Raw genomic sequence first — 17,197 nt, 5'->3', positions numbered from 1 at the left:
TGTCTCAAAGATCGAAGGGCTGTGCTTACTTGGATTTAATGTCGTCCCATAGACCTATCATAGTCTTAATTGGATTAGCCAGCGAATTTGCCTGCGTTACCATTTGCGAGGCAACCCTTTGTTGTAACTGACTCTTTGCAAACTGTGCTGTTTCTGCCCCAATATCGGCGTCCACTAGATCGGATTTGGATTTATCAAGATTTTGGCCTTGAGATTTTAAATTGGTATTGATAAATGCAACGCGGTTAATCTGAGCGCCAATAATCCCACGCTCATAAGATAGGTAATCTAGCGCCTTATCCGATTGATCTTGAAGAAAATCAAACGCGGCATGCCAGTCGACAGTGCTTGTATTTGCGGTGAAGCTCTCCATGGCAGTTATTTTTTGATCTACTGCAACAAGGTTAGAGTTATTTCTGGGTAATGGTGGAAGTTCATCGCCAACTACGATATTGGCAGCCGCCGCCCCATCCCATGCCTGTCGACCTGTGCCTACGTTCAGAATTAATCCGGTAGTGGCATCAGTAAATGTATTGGTCGATTCAGTTAATCTTCGAGTGGTTCCGCCATTAGTAATGGTTAATGTTGCATTCCTAGCGGGGTCTATATTGACAACGGAATTTAACAATTCAAGATTTGATGTGAAATTTACATCCCATGTTGATGAACCGTACTCGTAACCCGTTGTTCCCCATGCAGCTGATCCGCTCGTATACGTTGAGGTTAAGGGTTGATCTCTAGTTAATCCATTCCATGATGGGTTAAGTGTTACTCCATCGTCCAAATAGCGCGCGTAACTTGCTGAATAGGCATAAGTGTAATTGCGGTCGTAAGTGGTTACGTTTACCGGTGCATCTGGCTGGCTACGTGTAGTTCCTCCGTAGTATCGTGTACTTTTGGAGTCATACGTTGCGTTGTATGGGTTGGAGTAAGGGTAATAATTAACATAGCTTGGAGTTGGTGAGAGCTCTATATTTCCCTCTATGCCGCCGCTTGTAGAGGACGTTCCGCTGAGTAGGGTTGAATAGCTGCTGCTCAAGTAAGCTGGCTGTGAATTGTTGTAACTTAAGTATGTTCCGCTATTACCTTCGTATGCAGATATCCCGCCAGTGGTTGTGATGGGAGTTGCTGAATAGGGATCCGAAACAGTATAAGTGAAGCCTGTTGTCAACTTCCCGTCTGCTGCTAGGTTGACATTTCCATAAACCTTAGTGTTAGTTACAAAATTTCTAGCAACTACTAAATTCATGTTGGTAAATGAGACGGCATTATCAGCACCAGTTTGTCCGCCATTAATCTTGATAGCATAATCACCAGTGCTACGCTGATACAGGCGAGCCGAGATGTTGTTGTCATTAAGGCTATTTATCCATGATGTGAAGGTATCTACGTTGACGTTTGATCCGGTCAAAACTGGAACTGCTCCAGAGGTTGTAACTCCTCCAACAACCTTATCTCCATTGGCTTTATAAGTTCGATCGCCAGCCGTTAATGTAAATCCAGAATTGATACCGACAGTACTTGGTGATGCGTTTCCAGTGCCGCTGTTACTAAATCCAACAAGCTCGAATTCTGAAGCAGCAGCAGACTGGTTGACTGTGATTGCGTAGTTGCCTTTTACGGTTTCAGGAGAAGCAAGTACCTGTATGGCACCTGTATTCGTGTTTGATATTCCGTTTTGATTTAAATTCTCGCCAAGTACCGCATCGGGAGTGGCAATTGTGGTGAGATTGATTGGCCTAAAAGAGATTGGCGATCCGTTAGTGCTGTCTGTTCCAAAATTGAGTCGCACCGCTTCATCAACAATAATGGGTTTAAAAATATTGTTAAGGTTATGGGCAATCTCGTCGCCACTATCAGTTAGTCCATTAATGCCAATAGTTGTGCTTCGTAGGTTAATGCTAATTCCAAAGGCGCTAAAGTCAAGAACTTGGTTATAAGTGCTGCCCCTTGCACCGGTTGGGGTTGCAACGGTAACGGTTTGATTTCCTAGGGTATTATCGTTTAAGTCGGTTTTGGTTAGGGTGAGTTCAGCCCCTGAATTTGAAAACTTATAGATTCCAGGGCGTGCACCACCGACGTCAATACTGGATGCGATAGTAGAATCTAAAACCCCAACATTTACGGTGCCTACTTGCAACCCAGAGCCAATATCGAGTACCCCATAATTCGTTAAAAGACCATTTCCATTTATTTTGGTTCGGTCGATAACGTGATCAATTTCATCATTTAGTGCGGAAAGCTCTTTGACAAGACTTAATTTCTGAGACCCCGTTAGGCTGTCATTGCGTCCTTGCACAGCAAGCTCATTGATACGTAAAAACATATCTTGTAGTGAAGACAATCCGGTATCAGCAATTTGCATCAAATTAGTCGCATTATTTAAATTACTTACTGATTGATTTATTGAGAGAATTTGGCTCACCATGCTTTGTGAGATAGCTAGGGATGCAGCATCATCTTGGGCGCTGTTAACCCTTTTCCCTGTAGATAAATGGGCAATGGTGTCTGTAAGCGTTTTTTGAGTTTCAGCAAGATTTTGCTGGGCATAAAGCGAGCTTATATTTGTATTGATCGTAACCATGGCCGTCTCTAAGCGAGTTATTGGTTAATTCTATACGGACAATTTTGATTATTCGTTTAGTGGGGGCGCCGGATTATGACCCAAATCTAGGTCTTGACAGCCCATAAATTTGAAAAAATAGTGAACTTAAGGGATATTCCTCAGTTTTGGCAAGAAAATTGCATGTCTTCAAAAAATTCATTACCACTTGAACTAAATATGATCACCTTCTAAAGGTAATTGGGCTAATGGCGTAAATAAATATGAAAAAACAAGATAAGTCTGCGGCAAAACTGGCCAATGCGGTTTCCCTTCATCAGATAGGTGCACTAGAGGATGCTCGGAAGATTTATGAAGAAATTCTTAAGGTTGATTCTCGGTGTTTTGATGCCATTCAATTGATGGGGGTAATTTCACTCCAAAAGAACTCTTTTGCTGAAGCCCTAAGGCAGTTCGATGACGCTCTAAAGATAAATAATCAGCAAGCTAGCGTATGGAGTAATAGAGGCATGGCCCTTAAGGGGCTTGGGAAGTTTGAAGAAGGGCTTGACAGCATAGACAGGGCAATTGAGTTAGACCCTAATTTTGCAGAAAGTTTTTATAATAAAGCGAATATTCTGGCAAAAATTGGAAAATCTAATGAAGCAATTGTTGCCCTTGAGAAATTTAACTCTCTGTGTCCAACCAATCATCTAGGTTTTTTCATCAAAGGGAATCTTCTTAATTCGACGGGTAAATTATTAGAGGCTATTAACGCTTATGAAAGGGCTATCTCAATTAAGCCTGATTTTATTGAGGCAATTAATAATCTTGGGCTATGTTTGGTTGATTTGGATAATCCTGACATTGGCCTTAATTACTTTGAAAAGGCTTTAAAGCTACAACCAAAATTCTTCGAGTCCCTGGGTAATAAAGGCGTTGCCTTAGAAAAGATGGGGCAATACAAAGAGGCAATCGAAAGTTATGATGCTGCTCTTGCAATTAACCCAGAGTTCCTGCAGGCATATCAGAACAAGGGTGTAGCACTTGAGAGGCTTGAAGAGGTTGAGGATGCAATCAAATGTTATGACAAGGCAATATCGATTGATCCAAATTATGCAGGTGCTTATTTCAATAGGGCTTATGCGTCTGAGAGGTTGCTGAGATTTGAGCAGTCTCTTGCTGACTACAACAAGGCGATCGAGCTTGAGCCGACGAAAGTTGATTTTATATGGAATCGCGCCTTATTGCTTCTTTGTAGCGGAGATTTTGAGAGGGGTTGGAGGGAATATGAAAGTAGACTAGATCTGAAAAAAGCAGTTTTTACTTACGAACGGAATAAGTTAAAAAAATACGAATGGCTAGGATCCCTGCAACCATTAAGGGATAAGACAATTTTGTTGCGTGCCGAACAGGGGCTTGGGGATACTATTCAGTTTTGTAGGTATGTCAAAATTTTGTCAGAAATGGGGGCCAAAGTTATTTTAGAAGTCCAGCCACCCCTTAAGAGTTTGTTAAGAAATTTAGATGGCTTAGGCCAAATTATTTCGATGGGCGAAATAACACCTTTGTTCGATTATTACTGTAACTTGATGAGCCTCCCCTACCTTTTAGGCACCCAAATCGATAGCATTCCAAACAAAATTCCATACCTTAAGGCTGATCCACAAAAAACTGAGGTGTGGAAGCAAAAATTGGGGCCAAGGAATGGTAAAAGAGTGGGGTTGGTTTGGTCGGGCGGCTTTAGGCCTGATCAGCCAGAATTATGGCCATTAAATCGAAGAAGAAATATTGAATTATCGAAGTTAAAGAATTTTAAAACTGAAGGAATTGAGTTCCATAGTCTACAAAAGGGGGAGCTCCCAGAGTCAGAACTAGTTATGCTTCATTTACAAAACTGGGACGGCCCAAAAATTATCAATCATGCTGATTCACTAAATGACTTTACTGATACTGCGGCACTGATTGAAAATTTAGATCTTGTTATTTCTGTTGACACATCAACGGCGCACTTAGCAGGTGCACTTGGTAAGCCTGTATGGCTTATGAATCGTTTTGATACATGTTGGCGATGGTTGTTGGAGAGGCAGGATAGTCCATGGTATCCAACTTTCAGGATCTATCGGCAATTAAGCCCCAATGATTGGGAATCTGTAGTTAATAGAATTTCTATGGACCTGAAAAATAATAAATTATGAGAAATACAAGTTGAGACTACATTTTTGCATTATTTTCGGCAATAGTTAATGAGTTACTGCCGCAAAAATTTCCTTGGAGTTTTTCATTATTCGAGCTATAAAACTTAATTCTTGAGGTTGGAGTTATTTTCAAGCATATCCAAAAAATAATGCAAATCCTTGTTTTTAATGTATTTTTTCATAATCGTTCTCACTCCCCTAAACACTTTCTTCATCCTGTCCGTTAAATCAATCACAGGGGGTCAATCTATTGAAATTGGCTTCAATTTGACAGAACACATGGAGAAAATGTCATGGCAACAGTAATTAACACCAACTTGGCTTCGTTATATGCGCAAAATAACTTATCGAATGCCCAAAATAACTTAGCTAATTCGGTACAGCGCCTATCATCTGGTTTACGTATCAATAGCGCTAAGGATGACGCTGCTGGTCTAGCAATTTCTCAGTTCATGCAAAACCAGATCAATGGTGTTAATCAATCTCGTCGTAACTTGAATGATGCGACCAATTTGATCCAGACTGCAGATACCTCCTTGGGGACCATTCAGGATATGTTGCTTCGCATTAAAACACTAACAACCCAAGGTTACGATGGCTCATTATCGGCTAGTCAGCGTACTCAAATCGTTGATGAGATTAACGAACTAAATACTGAAATTAACGCAACAGCAGCTCGCACCAAGTTCAACCGAAATAATTTGATTTCTTCAACTGTAAGCGCGACTACTACTGCTACCAGTATTGTTAATACCTCTACATATGGAGTAGTAAATTCAGTTACAGCGAACACAATGGCTGTTGGCACCTTTACACTTGCTGGTACAAGTGGAGGTACATTGACCGCTTCCTCAATTATCACAAGTACATATGCTGGCGCAGTTACTAGTACAACGTATTCTCAGACGTTAGCGTTGACGGGGTATACATCTCAAGCTGGTGGTGTTCAAACAATTAACTTTGATCAAATTGGCTTGTCAATAAATGTAACCTTAACTGGTGGTGCTGCAGGAGATTTGGCAGTTGGTCTGAATACCGTAAAAATCACCACAACTGGCGGCACAGTGCCTGACCTTTATTTCCAAGGTGGTTCAGATACCTCTACTCCAAATATGGTGGTTTATGATGCAATTAATATGCGTACCGATACTACCTCCGGTGGCTTCCAGGCAATGAATGATTTGGGTGGTCAGATTAACTTGCTTAACAGTTATACGACTTCGACTGCACAAGCGACTTGGGCAAATGCCTTTAGTACGATGGGAACCTTTGTGGATGCAGCCCTAGACGTTGTTTCTGAGCAGCGTTCTAATATGGGGGCATTGCAAAACCGTATCAGCTACATTAACCAGAACTTAGAAGCTTATAGCACTAACTTACAGAGCTCACGTTCAGCGATCACAGACACTGATTTTGCAGCAGAAACTGCGAAATTGACGAAGGGTCAGATCATGCAACAGGCTGCAACAGCAATGTTAGCCCAAGCTAATCAGATGCCAAACATTGTTCTGTCTTTGTTGAAGTAATGGGATAAGTTGATGCATAGTGTGATGGGTAATACACTATGCATCAGCAGTTAGTACACGGGAGAATTCGGAATGAGCACAACAGTTAATGCATACAATAGCGCCGCTACTAGCGCCAGCGTAATGCAGCCTGCCAGCACACCGCCCCAAGCACTTCAAACAAGATCTGATGCTGAGGTGGTATCTAAAGTTGCTGCGGCTGAAATTAAGCCTTCAAATATTAATGAAACGAGTAGACCTACCCGCGAAGCGGTGGCAAAAGCCGCTGCTGATTTACAAGAGTTTGTGAAGTCTATGGGTCGTAACTTGAACTTTTCAGTAGATGAAACAACGGGCTACCATGTAGTTCGGGTAGTCAATCCAGATACTGGAGAGCTAATTCGTCAACTGCCTTCTGAGGAATTATTGAAGGTGGCCAGGGATTTTCAGAGAATGAATAACGTGCTGGTGAGCCAGCGGGCGTAGAGTATTTATTTCATGCTTTCAAAAAGCCGCCTTTGTGCGGCTTTTTTACATACGAGTATTTAGCCCTTAAGCCCCCCTAAACACTTTCTTCATCCTGTCCGTTAAATCAATCACAGGGGGTCAATCTATTGAAATTGGCTTCAATTTGACAGAACACATGGAGAAAATGTCATGGCAACAGTAATTAACACCAACTTGGCTTCGTTATATGCGCAAAATAACTTATCGAATGCCCAAAATAACTTAGCTAATTCGGTACAGCGCCTATCATCTGGTTTACGTATCAATAGCGCTAAGGATGACGCTGCTGGTCTAGCAATTTCTCAGTTCATGCAAAACCAGATCAATGGTGTTAATCAATCTCGTCGTAACTTGAATGATGCGACCAATTTGATCCAGACTGCAGATACCTCCTTGGGGACCATTCAGGATATGTTGCTTCGCATTAAAACACTAACAACCCAAGGTTACGATGGCTCATTATCGGCTAGTCAGCGTACTCAAATCGTTGATGAGATTAACGAACTAAATACTGAAATTAACGCAACAGCAGCTCGCACCAAGTTCAACCGAAATAATTTGATTTCTTCAACTGTAAGCGCATCAATTACAACGGGCGGTACAAACATCGGCACATCCTCAACTACAGGGTCTATTAACTCAGTTTCCGCGAATACCATGGCGCTGGGAACATTTACTCTTGCAGGATCTTCTGGCAACTTGACCGCTTCCTCAATTATCACAAGTACATATGCTGGCGCAGTTACTAGTACAACGTATTCTCAGACGTTAGCGTTGACTGATTATGCTGGAACAGCCGCTGGTGTTAAGACAATTAACTTTGATCAAATTGGCTTGTCACTTAATATTACAGCTACATCAATAGCAACGGCGACATTGTTAAGTACAGATTTAAATGGTAAGGTAATCACCACAACTGGCGGCACAGTGCCTGACCTTTATTTCCAAGGTGGTTCAGATACCTCTACTCCAAATATGGTGGTTTATGATGCAATTAATATGCGTACCGATACTACCTCCGGTGGCTTCCAGGCAATGAATGATTTGGGTGGTCAGATTAACTTGCTTAACAGTTATACGACTTCGACTGCACAAGCGACTTGGGCAAATGCCTTTAGTACGATGGGAACCTTTGTGGATGCAGCCCTAGACGTTGTTTCTGAGCAGCGTTCTAATATGGGGGCATTGCAAAACCGTATCAGCTACATTAACCAGAACTTAGAAGCTTATAGCACTAACTTACAGAGCTCACGTTCAGCGATCACAGACACTGATTTTGCAGCAGAAACTGCGAAATTGACGAAGGGTCAGATCATGCAACAGGCTGCAACAGCAATGTTAGCCCAAGCTAATCAGATGCCAAACATTGTTCTGTCTTTGTTGAAGTAATGGGATAAGTTGATGCATAGTGTGATGGGTAATACACTATGCATCAGCAGTTAGTACACGGGAGAATTCGGAATGAGCACAACAGTTAATGCATACAATAGCGCCGCTACTAGCGCCAGCGTAATGCAGCCTGCCAGCACACCGCCCCAAGCACTTCAAACAAGATCTGATGCTGAGGTGGTATCTAAAGTTGCTGCGGCTGAAATTAAGCCTTCAAATATTAATGAAACGAGTAGACCTACCCGCGAAGCGGTGGCAAAAGCCGCTGCTGATTTACAAGAGTTTGTGAAGTCTATGGGTCGTAACTTGAACTTTTCAGTAGATGAAACAACGGGCTACCATGTAGTTCGGGTAGTCAATCCAGATACTGGAGAGCTAATTCGTCAACTGCCTTCTGAGGAATTATTGAAGGTGGCCAGGGATTTTCAGAGAATGAATAACGTGCTGGTGAGCCAGCGGGCGTAGAGTATTTATTTGATTGGCATAGTTCTTGCAAGACTTTAGCTTGGATTATGAAATTTAGATAGGTAAAAATGGCTGTTTCCTCTACTTCCAGCGCAAATTCGACAACCTCTATTGACGTAGCGGGAATCGTTGATTCCCTCATGAAGGCTGAAAAAGTGCCTTTGACTGCCCTGCAGGCAAAAATTACCAAGGAAGAGACAGTTATTAGCGATCTTGGTGTGATCAAGGGAAAAATCGCCAGCTTCCAGTCAGCATTAGATGGCCTAGAGACAACTAGTAATTTTTCAGTTTTAAATGCTAGCTCTTCAAATCCTGATGTTATTTCTGCCACAGGTATTTCGGGCTCGGTTTTTGGTAGTTATGCCATTAGCAATATTTCACTTGCTAAAGCCACTGTATTGACATACAAAAGCACTTCTGGCGCAAATTTCCCGTCTGCCTCTGCCACAGTGCCACTAGATCATGGGAAATTTACGATTCAAGTTGGTTCTGGGTCAACCTACACTGTTTATGGTGGATTGACTGGTCAAGAAAAGACTTCGGATACCGGAGCATCCACATTGGCGACCAAAATTTTTTCTGCTGGAGCAAACCATTACACTGCGGGAACCTATGCCAATGTACTGATTTCTGGGGCTAGTGGCGGCGGTGCTTATGGAACCGTTACCGTTGATGGTTCTGGAAATTTTACTGTCGCAATTACTTCGGTAGGCAGTGGCTTTAAAGATGGGGATGCCTTAAGTATTTCTAGTGCATCTATAGGTGGGGCAACCGCAACAAGTATCTCCCTAGGAAATTTGACGGTTCCTGCTAATGGACTACAGATTGATATTACCGAATTAGCTACAGCAATTAATGCCCTGGGGATTGGTGCAAGCGCTGCGGTGACGAAAACAAGCAGCAGCTCAGATTACATTTTTACAATACGCGGAACAGCAACAGGAGCCGATAATGCCCTTACGGTCGGCGATTTTGGGTCTCTCGGTGGTGCCACTTCGTTTAGTGGTGCAGGCAGTGTGTATAAGGACGCAGCGGCCTCTGTGACTGCTACTAATTCAAGTTTTAAGGTCGATGGTACAACTTACTCACGATCAAGCAATACTATCTCTGATGTGATTAATGGAGCATCTTTTACTTTAAAGGCGGCTGACCCCACGAATACTTACACAATTAATGTTAGTGAAGGCGCAGATAACTCATCAACAAAAATTCAGAGCTTAATCGCAGCCTATAACGACCTCATTGATACGCATAAGTCAATGATCGCCAATTCGCATAATTCGAGCTCTGGGAAAACCGGGACATTTGCCGCTAATCCCACCATGTTGTACTTTATAAATGAAATTAAGGCACGTTTTGCCAAGGGTGTTTCATATGGGGTTAACGGTGTGAGTTCAATCAGTTTGAAGGATCTAGGAATAGATCTAGCAAAAGATGGCGTTGCTACATTTAACTCAACAAATTTTGCAGCTGCACAATCAAATGGACTTCAGTCCAAATTAGCAAGTGGTGTAAAAATGGGTTATGTGAGTAATACAAATTACTTAAATAAATATATCGACGGGTTGATTGGGGTAACTGGTAGCGGTGGTTTAATCGCGGATACGATAGCCAATGAGAATTCAGCGCTTGACGATTTAAATACTAAACAGACCAACCTAGAAGATAGGTTGGCTAAGATTCAAAACAATTACATCACACAATACTCAGCATTAAATACACTTCTTTATCAACTAAGCGTCACAAGTAATTCTTTAACGAGTGCTTTGACTGCATTAACTAATAGTAACAATAACAAGTAGATAAAAAAATGCCCTCAAGATCAGCAAGAGCTTACGCAGATAGTTCAGTTCAGACATCGGTTAGCGCCGCGGAGCCGGGTGATCTGATTGTGCTCATTTATGAGCGCATATTTGATCATCTGAAGGTTGCAAAGAGGGCTCTTGAGAATGGTGAGTATGGTGTCGAGCCCTTCACTAAGGCTCACGATTTGATTCAGCAGGGGCTGCTTGCCGCTTTAAATCCAGATGTTGGCGGTGAAGTTGCCCTGAATCTTGGGGCAATTTATGAATGGTCGTTGCGCGAAATTATTAATGCTCGAGTTTCTAAATCACCTGAAAAGGTTGATGAAGTGATTAATGTGTTGAGCCCACTCTATGAAGCTTGGGTTTCTTTGGCCCCTAAAGAGTTGGTAGTGGGATTGGCCGCTCCCGATCCCAGTATGAACCAGACATCACAAGCCTCAAGTTACTGAAGAAGCAAGTATGTTTTTTTGTTCCTAGGTAAGAATTTAATAAAAATTACGGAGGATTAGAATGGCAATTCCTATTCCCCCAAACTTACCTTTAAACCCACTGGTAGATTTTCATCGTAACGATTTAATCTCACCCCCTGCGGCTCCCGCTGTGGTAGAAAGCCTTGCAGCTATAGATCCCCGAGTTGCACTCAATATGCCTCTGCCAGTAGTCGACTCCTCAGCGGGAGGTTCACTGCAAGATGCTCTAAAAAGTGCTGTTGGGCATGGTCAGAAAAATCCATTGGCACCAACTGAGCCCTCTGTGGATCAAGCAGTGTTGTTAGAAATTTCTGGCCTTACCGCTGATCAAGCTGAGGCTGCTGCCAATCCATCCCAATCTCAGATTGATAGTTTGCTATCCAAAAGCTTGAGTCGCATGGATAACTTGGGTGGAGCAGCTCTAGGGCAGTTGCTCTCAGATATTTTGGCGGTAGATGTTCCTGAATTAGGTAAGGCGGATAAGTCTCGCAATAAAAGCTCTGCACAGAATGTTGTAGTTAACTGGCCAGGGTCGATGAATGCAACAAACAATCTGCTTGCAAATACGACTGACCCAAAAGTCGCCATGAGCGTCTTGTACCAAAATTTACAAACTTCTGGAATCTTTGCGGCCGATCAATTAAAGAGACTTTTGTTTCCAGCTAGCGAGGATGGTGACATACAAGCTAGTGGCGTGACTGATATACCAGCTGAAGCTGAAAAGTTGATTTCAAACCTAAGCACTAGCAGCCCAGCCATTCAGGATTCAGTAAAGCTGTTGTTGCGTGGTGATTTACTGTGGCAGGGTCAATTAATGCCTAATGTTCAGGGTCGCCTATATCGAGAAGATGCATGGCAACCAGATCCCCAAGATCCAACTCAAATGCAAAAAGGCAGCAAGATCACGATGGAAGTTAATCTTCCTAATCTAGGTCTATTTAGAGTCGTTGGTACTCAGTTTGTGGAGAGCGTGCACGTTGCTATTGAGGCATCGCCCGAATCGCAAGCCACATTAAGTAACTCATTCGCGCGGCTATTAGAGCAAATGCGTACCCAGGTAGATCCCGATGCAAAAGTGAGTCTCAAAGGTGTTGAGACTAGTTCCAATGGATGAGAAAAAAATCCGTAAAGCTGTTGCTCTCGCTTATGAGACCAATAGCGCGGCACCACGAATTACAGGGCAAGGCGAAGGTTTTGTAGCTGATGCCATCTTGGCAAAAGCAAAAGAATTCGGCATTCCCACAAGAACAGAGCCTGAGTTGGTGGAGTTTTTAATGCAACTTAAGCTTAATGAGTTAGTGCCGCCAAAACTGTATGCTGCTGTAGCAGAGGTCCTTGCATGGGCATATGAGGTAGATGGAAAATAGCCCCAAATACTATAGAATAACCACTTAAATAAAAAGCCTTATGAGTTTCAGGTTCGCTTATCAGACTTCAACGTCGCTTACGATAAACAAAGAGTGGGATGATTTACTCTAATTTTTGAACCAACAGGGAAAGGAGTTCTCTATTTCCCCTAGGTTGCTCTCCTCCCATTGTCTTCCATGGCCACCTGCAAATCCTGAAATATGAGGTCTCACCGCCCATCCTTTTGTTAGCATTGCATCAAAATATTCCGGGAGGGTTTCTTCAATACACTTTCCAATTTCAGTCTCATTTAGATTATTGTAAATAGGCAGTAAAAAATTATGGCAATCTTCAACGGAGGTGAAGAAAAAACGAGTATCAACGGTGTTAAATTGGCCATGTTCAAAAAGTGACCAATATATGCCCTTGATTTGATTGGAGCGTATTAGTTCGACTATTTTTGAGAAATTTCGACAGAAAACTTTTCCCGTGCTTTTAAAGAAGAATGGCTCAGTCTTCAGCAATCTTGAGTTATCTATGGCAAATTCGAGGAGCTTTCCCTCGGCAAACCCCTTGCCCTTATGAATAACTTCTTCATTATTTTGCTGAAAAGAGAGTTGTTCAACATCAATTCCAACAGCTCTAAGGAGCTCAAGATCCTCTTCGTTTAATACCTTTGTGAGCGTTGAGTCTACGATGAGTAGCTTTTTTATTCCGAGAGATGCCCAAAAAAATATTGAAGATTTGGTGGTAATTAATCTTTCGCTCGGCTGATTCAAATTGAGATATTTAATTCCGAGGGGCGGGTTGATAGCGCAAGTAACGAGAAGAATAGGATTCATGGGTATCTTTGATTTTTGGAGTGAATAAAAAACTCTAGCATCGTATTGACAGCTTGGAATACATTTCCATTCCAACCATCAAATTTTTCTCGATATCTAACAATAAAGGATCTTCTATCTGCGTCATAAGAATCGTGCTCCATTAGCTCTACTTCATTATTCTTTACGCTCCCTATCAAATAAGGAAGTTTACCAAAGGGCCCATAGAGCCCATTATGCCTATTGGACTGAATGTCTTGCAAAAGTACAGGTTTTGCTCCACATAGGACTCCATCAGCATGCAACTGCGTAAGATTGTCCCAACAGAATAGATACTTCGAGTTACGTAATATAAACGCTAAATTGGCTTTTGTTTGCGGCCATTGTCTAGTTATTTCAATCGTCTTATTAATGGTGGAGCACTTTATATAGTTGCTTCCTTTGCCGATGTAGGTCAAATTAAATGGCCTTCGATCCCAATCAGGGGCATCAATATCATTAAAGTGTTCATCGGTAATTGGTTTGTACAAGGTGTAATGTGGATTTTGAAAATACTCATCTGCGTATGTGAGAATAAAATCTTTTTTAGTAAAGTTTGACCTGTGTCCAGTTACGGCGCCGTCTCTATTTAGAAAATAGCGAACCACTCTTCTTGAATTAAGTGGATTTCCAACGACTACTTCGGGATAAATTGTGATCCCACTATGAATAATTTCGTTTATCCTCTTATCTAGGTCATCGCAAGTAAATCCTGAACGCGTTAGCTTGGGGTGAAAGTGCGCTGGGTCTTTTGATGCGTGAAACGTAAAATTTGGCGCATCTCCACCCATAATGACAAGGTGAGATTCGTACTCCAATTTGACTAAAGCGTCGCAGAGCTCATGCAAGCAAATGACGCCAGCAGAGGAATTTCTATAGGGCGCTGCGCAAACAAGAAATGATTGTTTGCTAGATATTTTGGATTTAACTTCCTGCAACTAACTCCCCTATATTCTTATATTGAATATAAAAAAGTGGAAACTAAACCTGCAAATTAGTCACTTCTTTGTAAGCGTCTACCAGTCGGTTTCGTACTGCAATCATGCCTTGCAAGGAAAGATTGGCTTTTTGCAAAGAAACAATGACATCTTCTAATGAAGTATCAGAGGCGCCGGTAGAAAAAGACTGGGCTTTTGCTTGGGCGCTGTTTTGAGCCGTATTAACGTTTTCGATCGCGTTTTTCAGAACAGCAGAAAAGTCAACGCCATTAGCGGCTGAGTTTTCGCTAGCAACAGGCTTACCGCTGGCTGCAGCGGCCAAGGCCTGCATCCGGGTAATCATAGAATCAACGTTGCTTGTACTCATGTGCTCAATTATCTATCAAAAACACTCAAAAAATCACTAAGTTTGCTTATTCGTTTAAAAAGCCAGCTTCTTTATAGGATTTAAGCTTGTAACGTAGTGCTCTTGCTGAAATTCCTAAAATCTCTACGGCTTTTGTACGATTTCCATTTACTTCAGCCAAAACCTTGAGGATGTGCTCTCGCTCCACTGACTCAATATCTTGACCAATTTCGCTCTTAATTGATGCAATTTCTGTGCCATTTTGCCCTGATTGAGGTGCTAAATTTGGGGACTCATTGGCCATAGAGGTTTGGTGTGGTTGGGGACTGCTAGGGCTTGCCTGGGTCTCCTGAGGAAGATCTAATTCTAGATCCTGCGCAGAGATTTCCTCTCCATCAGCCAACAGGACCGCACGCTGAATGATGTTTTCAAGTTCTCGTACATTTCCTGGCCAGCTATATTGTTGAAGCAATGTTTTGGCGGGTGAACTTAGACTTAAATTGTCTCTGCCGATATTGACGCTGTAACGCTTGAGGAAAAATTCGCCCAGCGGAATGATATCTAGTGGGCGCTTGCGAAGTTCAGGAACATGTATGGGAAAAACGTTTAGGCGGAAGTACAAATCCTCCCTAAATTTTCCTGCCTTAACTTGATCCTGGAGGTTCAAATTGGTTGCAGCAATGATGCGCACATCCGCCTGAATCGAATCGGTTGAACCAATGCGCTCAATTTTTTTATCTTGCAGCACTCGCAACAATTTCGTTTGAAGGCTTGCTGGCATCTCGCCGATTTCATCTAAAAACAAAGTGCCTTTATTGGCTTGTTCAAACTTACCGGCTTGCGCCTTTGTAGCGCCAGTAAATGAACCTTTTTCATGGCCAAACAAAATAGATTCCAAAAGCGTATCTGGAATGGCGGCGCAGTTGATGGCTACATAAGGACCGTTAGCGCGTTTGGACGTTTTATGAATATGCTGCGCTACTACTTCTTTACCAGCGCCAGATTCGCCGGTAACCATTACACTCGTGTCCGTTCCGGCTACCCGTTCGCAACGTGAAAAAATGGCTACTGTTTGGGGGTCTACTGCAATGACGCTATGCTCGGCTGATCGAATTTCTGATCCGATTGCCTCACTCTTAGGGGTCTCTGTTGTGCTAGCTTTTTGCGCAACCATTGTATGTCTCGAAGTGCTGTCAAAAGTGTCATCCGATGAGCGATAGCGTGAGATGATTTCAATGAGTTGCTGTGGCACAAATGGTTTGATCAAAAAGTCGCGGGCGCCAGCTTTCAGGGCCTCAACAGCAAGCTTGGCATCTGCGAATGCTGTCATGATTACAACTGGTAAATCAGGACATTCTTTTTGGGCGATTTTGAGTAAATCAATACCTGTCATACCTGGTAATTTGTAATCAGTTACTAGGACTGTTTTGAGATCGGGCCGCAGAAGTGGGACGACGGTCTCGGCACGCTGATGCGTCACAAAGTCGATACCCTTCATGCGCAGTGTTACCGCAATCGCTTCCCTGAGGTCTTCATCATCCTCAACAAGTATCACTGGGAAGCGCTCATTTAAAAACTCGGTCATGGTTGGTTTGTTCGCTGGGTAAAGTGAATATGAAATTAACGCTATTCAGAGGAAATCGGAAGGGTGATTTTGAAAATTGCACCTTTGGCGGAGTTTTCTACAGCTATGTTTCCACGGTGTGCTTCAATCGTGTTTTTAGCAATCGATAGCCCTAAGCCGGTGCCATTTGCACTGGTGGTAGAGAAGGGCTCAAATAAAGAGTCAATGATGGTTGATGCAATTCCGGGACCCTGATCCTCAATATTGAGGATTAACTTTTTTGATTCAACTTTAGCCTGTATGAGCACCTGATCTGCAGGCTTTGAAACGCTTAATGCATTTTCTAAAATTGCTACGATCGCATTTGGAATCGACTTAGGCTCAACCAATAGCAGGGTTGATGCAGGAACATCCCACTCAATCTTCAGTTGCACATGATTACTCTCAAATAAGGCTTGAATACTTGCAATTGCCTCATCAATGATTTGTCTGGCGCTAACCAAAATAGTTTTACTTGGGCGATTGGAAATAAAGTGCAACATATCTTGCGACAGTTTTTCCAGATCTAATAATTGTTTGCGAAGGCGCTGCGCAAATTCTTTTGACATGTCGGGCGCCAGATCGTCATCACACAGATGCGATGAATAGAGCAGAGCAGTTGCCAAGGGCGTCCGAAATTGATGGGCAATGCCAGCGGCCATTTTTCCCATGGCTGATAGGCGATTTTCACGTTGAGTTTCTTGGTGAAGCGTGATGTTGGCAGTGATATCTTGGATCTGAATGTAACTGCGAATGCCGTCGTCAATGCGAATCACTTGCACAGTTTTCAGAGGCCTTGAGTCTTCTGTATCAAGGGTATTAATGACATATTCACCCGGGGCAATTGATGGTTGCCAATCGTTCGGAATGTCAAAGGGTTGCCCGATACACAAGGAGGGTAAAAAGTGCAACATTGCCGGATTATGAAGAAGCACAATATTGTTTTCTAGCAAAATTACCCCAGCTGGAATGGCATTTACCAGAATGCCAAGGCGTTGATTGGACTTTTGTAGTTCCTCGCTTAACTGATTGATCTTTTCCTGAAGTGCGCTTTGTTGGGCCTCCAGCTTTTGTGACTCAGCATAGAAGATCGCAAAAGCCTCTTCTAGGTGCTTAGCATCTAGACTCTGCGTATTGCTTGAGGGTATATTGGGTTCAGAATTGATCAATGGGTTTTGATTGATTTAGGTGTTTTATTCTTAAGTAGTGGGGGTGGCAAATT

The 17,197-nt window shown here is 42.6% G+C and carries 15 protein-coding genes; 9 read left to right on the top strand and 6 right to left on the bottom strand.

What is annotated here, in order from left to right:
* Positions 1–25: 25 nt before the first annotated feature.
* Positions 26–2,584, bottom strand: coding sequence for a flagellin (locus ICV36_RS08120; protein WP_215400201.1), 2,559 nt, complete (start codon positions 2,582–2,584; stop codon positions 26–28).
* A 242-nt stretch (positions 2,585–2,826) separates the two neighbouring features.
* Between ICV36_RS08120 and ICV36_RS08115 the strand changes: the two genes are divergently transcribed.
* The 9 genes from ICV36_RS08115 (at position 2,827) to ICV36_RS08075 (ending at position 12,248) form a co-directional block, all read left to right on the top strand.
* Positions 2,827–4,740 carry a tetratricopeptide repeat protein gene (locus tag ICV36_RS08115; protein ID WP_215400200.1) on the top strand — a complete coding sequence of 638 codons (1,914 nt, stop codon included), beginning with the start codon at positions 2,827–2,829 and terminating at the stop codon, positions 4,738–4,740.
* Positions 4,741–5,033: 293 nt separating this feature from the next.
* Positions 5,034–6,266, top strand: coding sequence for a flagellin (locus ICV36_RS08110; RefSeq protein WP_215400199.1), 1,233 nt, complete (start codon positions 5,034–5,036; stop codon positions 6,264–6,266).
* Between the two features lie 72 nt (positions 6,267–6,338).
* Positions 6,339–6,731, top strand: coding sequence for a flagellar protein FlaG (locus ICV36_RS08105; protein ID WP_215400197.1), 393 nt, complete (start codon positions 6,339–6,341; stop codon positions 6,729–6,731).
* 171 nt (positions 6,732–6,902) lie between these two features.
* Entirely contained in the window at positions 6,903–8,141 is a 1,239-nt protein-coding gene (locus tag ICV36_RS08100; RefSeq protein WP_215400198.1) for a flagellin, read from the top strand.
* A gap of 72 nt (positions 8,142–8,213) precedes the next feature.
* Positions 8,214–8,606 (top strand): flagellar protein FlaG, encoded by a 393-nt coding sequence (locus tag ICV36_RS08095; protein ID WP_215400197.1) that lies wholly within the window; start codon positions 8,214–8,216, stop codon positions 8,604–8,606.
* Between the two features lie 68 nt (positions 8,607–8,674).
* Complete coding sequence (gene fliD / locus ICV36_RS08090; RefSeq protein ID WP_215400196.1) at positions 8,675–10,408, top strand: flagellar filament capping protein FliD; 1,734 nt, start codon at positions 8,675–8,677, stop codon at positions 10,406–10,408.
* Positions 10,409–10,416: 8 nt separating this feature from the next.
* Positions 10,417–10,860, top strand: coding sequence for a flagellar export chaperone FliS (fliS, locus tag ICV36_RS08085; protein ID WP_215400195.1), 444 nt, complete (start codon positions 10,417–10,419; stop codon positions 10,858–10,860).
* 61 nt (positions 10,861–10,921) lie between these two features.
* The gene (locus tag ICV36_RS08080; protein ID WP_215400194.1) at positions 10,922–11,995 is read left to right on the top strand and encodes a hypothetical protein; all 1,074 of its coding nucleotides are present in this window, start codon (positions 10,922–10,924) and stop codon (positions 11,993–11,995) included.
* Positions 11,988–12,248, top strand: a complete 261-nt coding sequence (locus ICV36_RS08075) for an EscU/YscU/HrcU family type III secretion system export apparatus switch protein (RefSeq protein WP_215400193.1) — start codon at positions 11,988–11,990, stop codon at positions 12,246–12,248. Before ICV36_RS08080 ends, ICV36_RS08075 begins: the two co-directional genes overlap by 8 nt.
* Before the next feature lie 108 nt (positions 12,249–12,356).
* On the opposite strand, the gene ICV36_RS08070 is transcribed toward ICV36_RS08075, so the two are convergent.
* From ICV36_RS08070 to ICV36_RS08050, 5 genes are read right to left on the bottom strand one after another with little or no spacing between them, the layout of a single operon-like run.
* The gene (locus ICV36_RS08070; RefSeq protein WP_215400192.1) at positions 12,357–13,070 is read right to left on the bottom strand and encodes a hypothetical protein; all 714 of its coding nucleotides are present in this window, start codon (positions 13,068–13,070) and stop codon (positions 12,357–12,359) included.
* Positions 13,067–14,026 (bottom strand): hypothetical protein, encoded by a 960-nt coding sequence (locus ICV36_RS08065; protein ID WP_215400191.1) that lies wholly within the window; start codon positions 14,024–14,026, stop codon positions 13,067–13,069. The genes ICV36_RS08070 and ICV36_RS08065 overlap by 4 nt, the downstream gene beginning before the upstream one ends.
* Positions 14,027–14,069: 43 nt before the next feature.
* Entirely contained in the window at positions 14,070–14,393 is a 324-nt protein-coding gene (fliE, locus tag ICV36_RS08060; protein ID WP_215400190.1) for a flagellar hook-basal body complex protein FliE, read from the bottom strand.
* Positions 14,394–14,439: 46 nt separating this feature from the next.
* The gene (locus tag ICV36_RS08055) at positions 14,440–15,957 is read right to left on the bottom strand and encodes a sigma-54 dependent transcriptional regulator (protein ID WP_215400189.1); all 1,518 of its coding nucleotides are present in this window, start codon (positions 15,955–15,957) and stop codon (positions 14,440–14,442) included.
* A 41-nt stretch (positions 15,958–15,998) separates the two neighbouring features.
* Entirely contained in the window at positions 15,999–17,144 is a 1,146-nt protein-coding gene (locus ICV36_RS08050) for a PAS domain-containing sensor histidine kinase (protein ID WP_215400188.1), read from the bottom strand.
* Positions 17,145–17,197 lie beyond the last annotated feature (53 nt).

This window comes from Polynucleobacter sp. MWH-UH35A, assembly GCF_018687075.1.
Lineage (GTDB): Bacteria > Pseudomonadota > Gammaproteobacteria > Burkholderiales > Burkholderiaceae > Polynucleobacter.
The sequence above is the reverse complement of the archived record's forward strand: the minus strand, read 5'-3'. Positions and strand labels throughout refer to the sequence as shown.

What these genes read in the sequence shown, in the direction of transcription:
- ICV36_RS08070 (WP_215400192.1), bottom strand. Translation starts at nt 13,070, where the DNA reads ATGAATCCTATTCTTCTCGTTACTTGCGCTATCAACCCGCCCCTCGGA.
- ICV36_RS08080 (WP_215400194.1), top strand. Translation starts at nt 10,922, where the DNA reads ATGGCAATTCCTATTCCCCCAAACTTACCTTTAAACCCACTGGTAGAT.
- ICV36_RS08100 (WP_215400198.1), top strand. Translation starts at nt 6,903, where the DNA reads ATGGCAACAGTAATTAACACCAACTTGGCTTCGTTATATGCGCAAAAT.
- ICV36_RS08055 (WP_215400189.1), bottom strand. Translation starts at nt 15,957, where the DNA reads ATGACCGAGTTTTTAAATGAGCGCTTCCCAGTGATACTTGTTGAGGAT.
- ICV36_RS08120 (WP_215400201.1), bottom strand. Translation starts at nt 2,584, where the DNA reads ATGGTTACGATCAATACAAATATAAGCTCGCTTTATGCCCAGCAAAAT.
- ICV36_RS08095 (WP_215400197.1), top strand. Translation starts at nt 8,214, where the DNA reads ATGAGCACAACAGTTAATGCATACAATAGCGCCGCTACTAGCGCCAGC.
- fliD (WP_215400196.1), top strand. Translation starts at nt 8,675, where the DNA reads ATGGCTGTTTCCTCTACTTCCAGCGCAAATTCGACAACCTCTATTGAC.
- ICV36_RS08105 (WP_215400197.1), top strand. Translation starts at nt 6,339, where the DNA reads ATGAGCACAACAGTTAATGCATACAATAGCGCCGCTACTAGCGCCAGC.
- ICV36_RS08075 (WP_215400193.1), top strand. Translation starts at nt 11,988, where the DNA reads ATGGATGAGAAAAAAATCCGTAAAGCTGTTGCTCTCGCTTATGAGACC.
- fliE (WP_215400190.1), bottom strand. Translation starts at nt 14,393, where the DNA reads ATGAGTACAAGCAACGTTGATTCTATGATTACCCGGATGCAGGCCTTG.
- ICV36_RS08110 (WP_215400199.1), top strand. Translation starts at nt 5,034, where the DNA reads ATGGCAACAGTAATTAACACCAACTTGGCTTCGTTATATGCGCAAAAT.
- fliS (WP_215400195.1), top strand. Translation starts at nt 10,417, where the DNA reads ATGCCCTCAAGATCAGCAAGAGCTTACGCAGATAGTTCAGTTCAGACA.
- ICV36_RS08115 (WP_215400200.1), top strand. Translation starts at nt 2,827, where the DNA reads ATGAAAAAACAAGATAAGTCTGCGGCAAAACTGGCCAATGCGGTTTCC.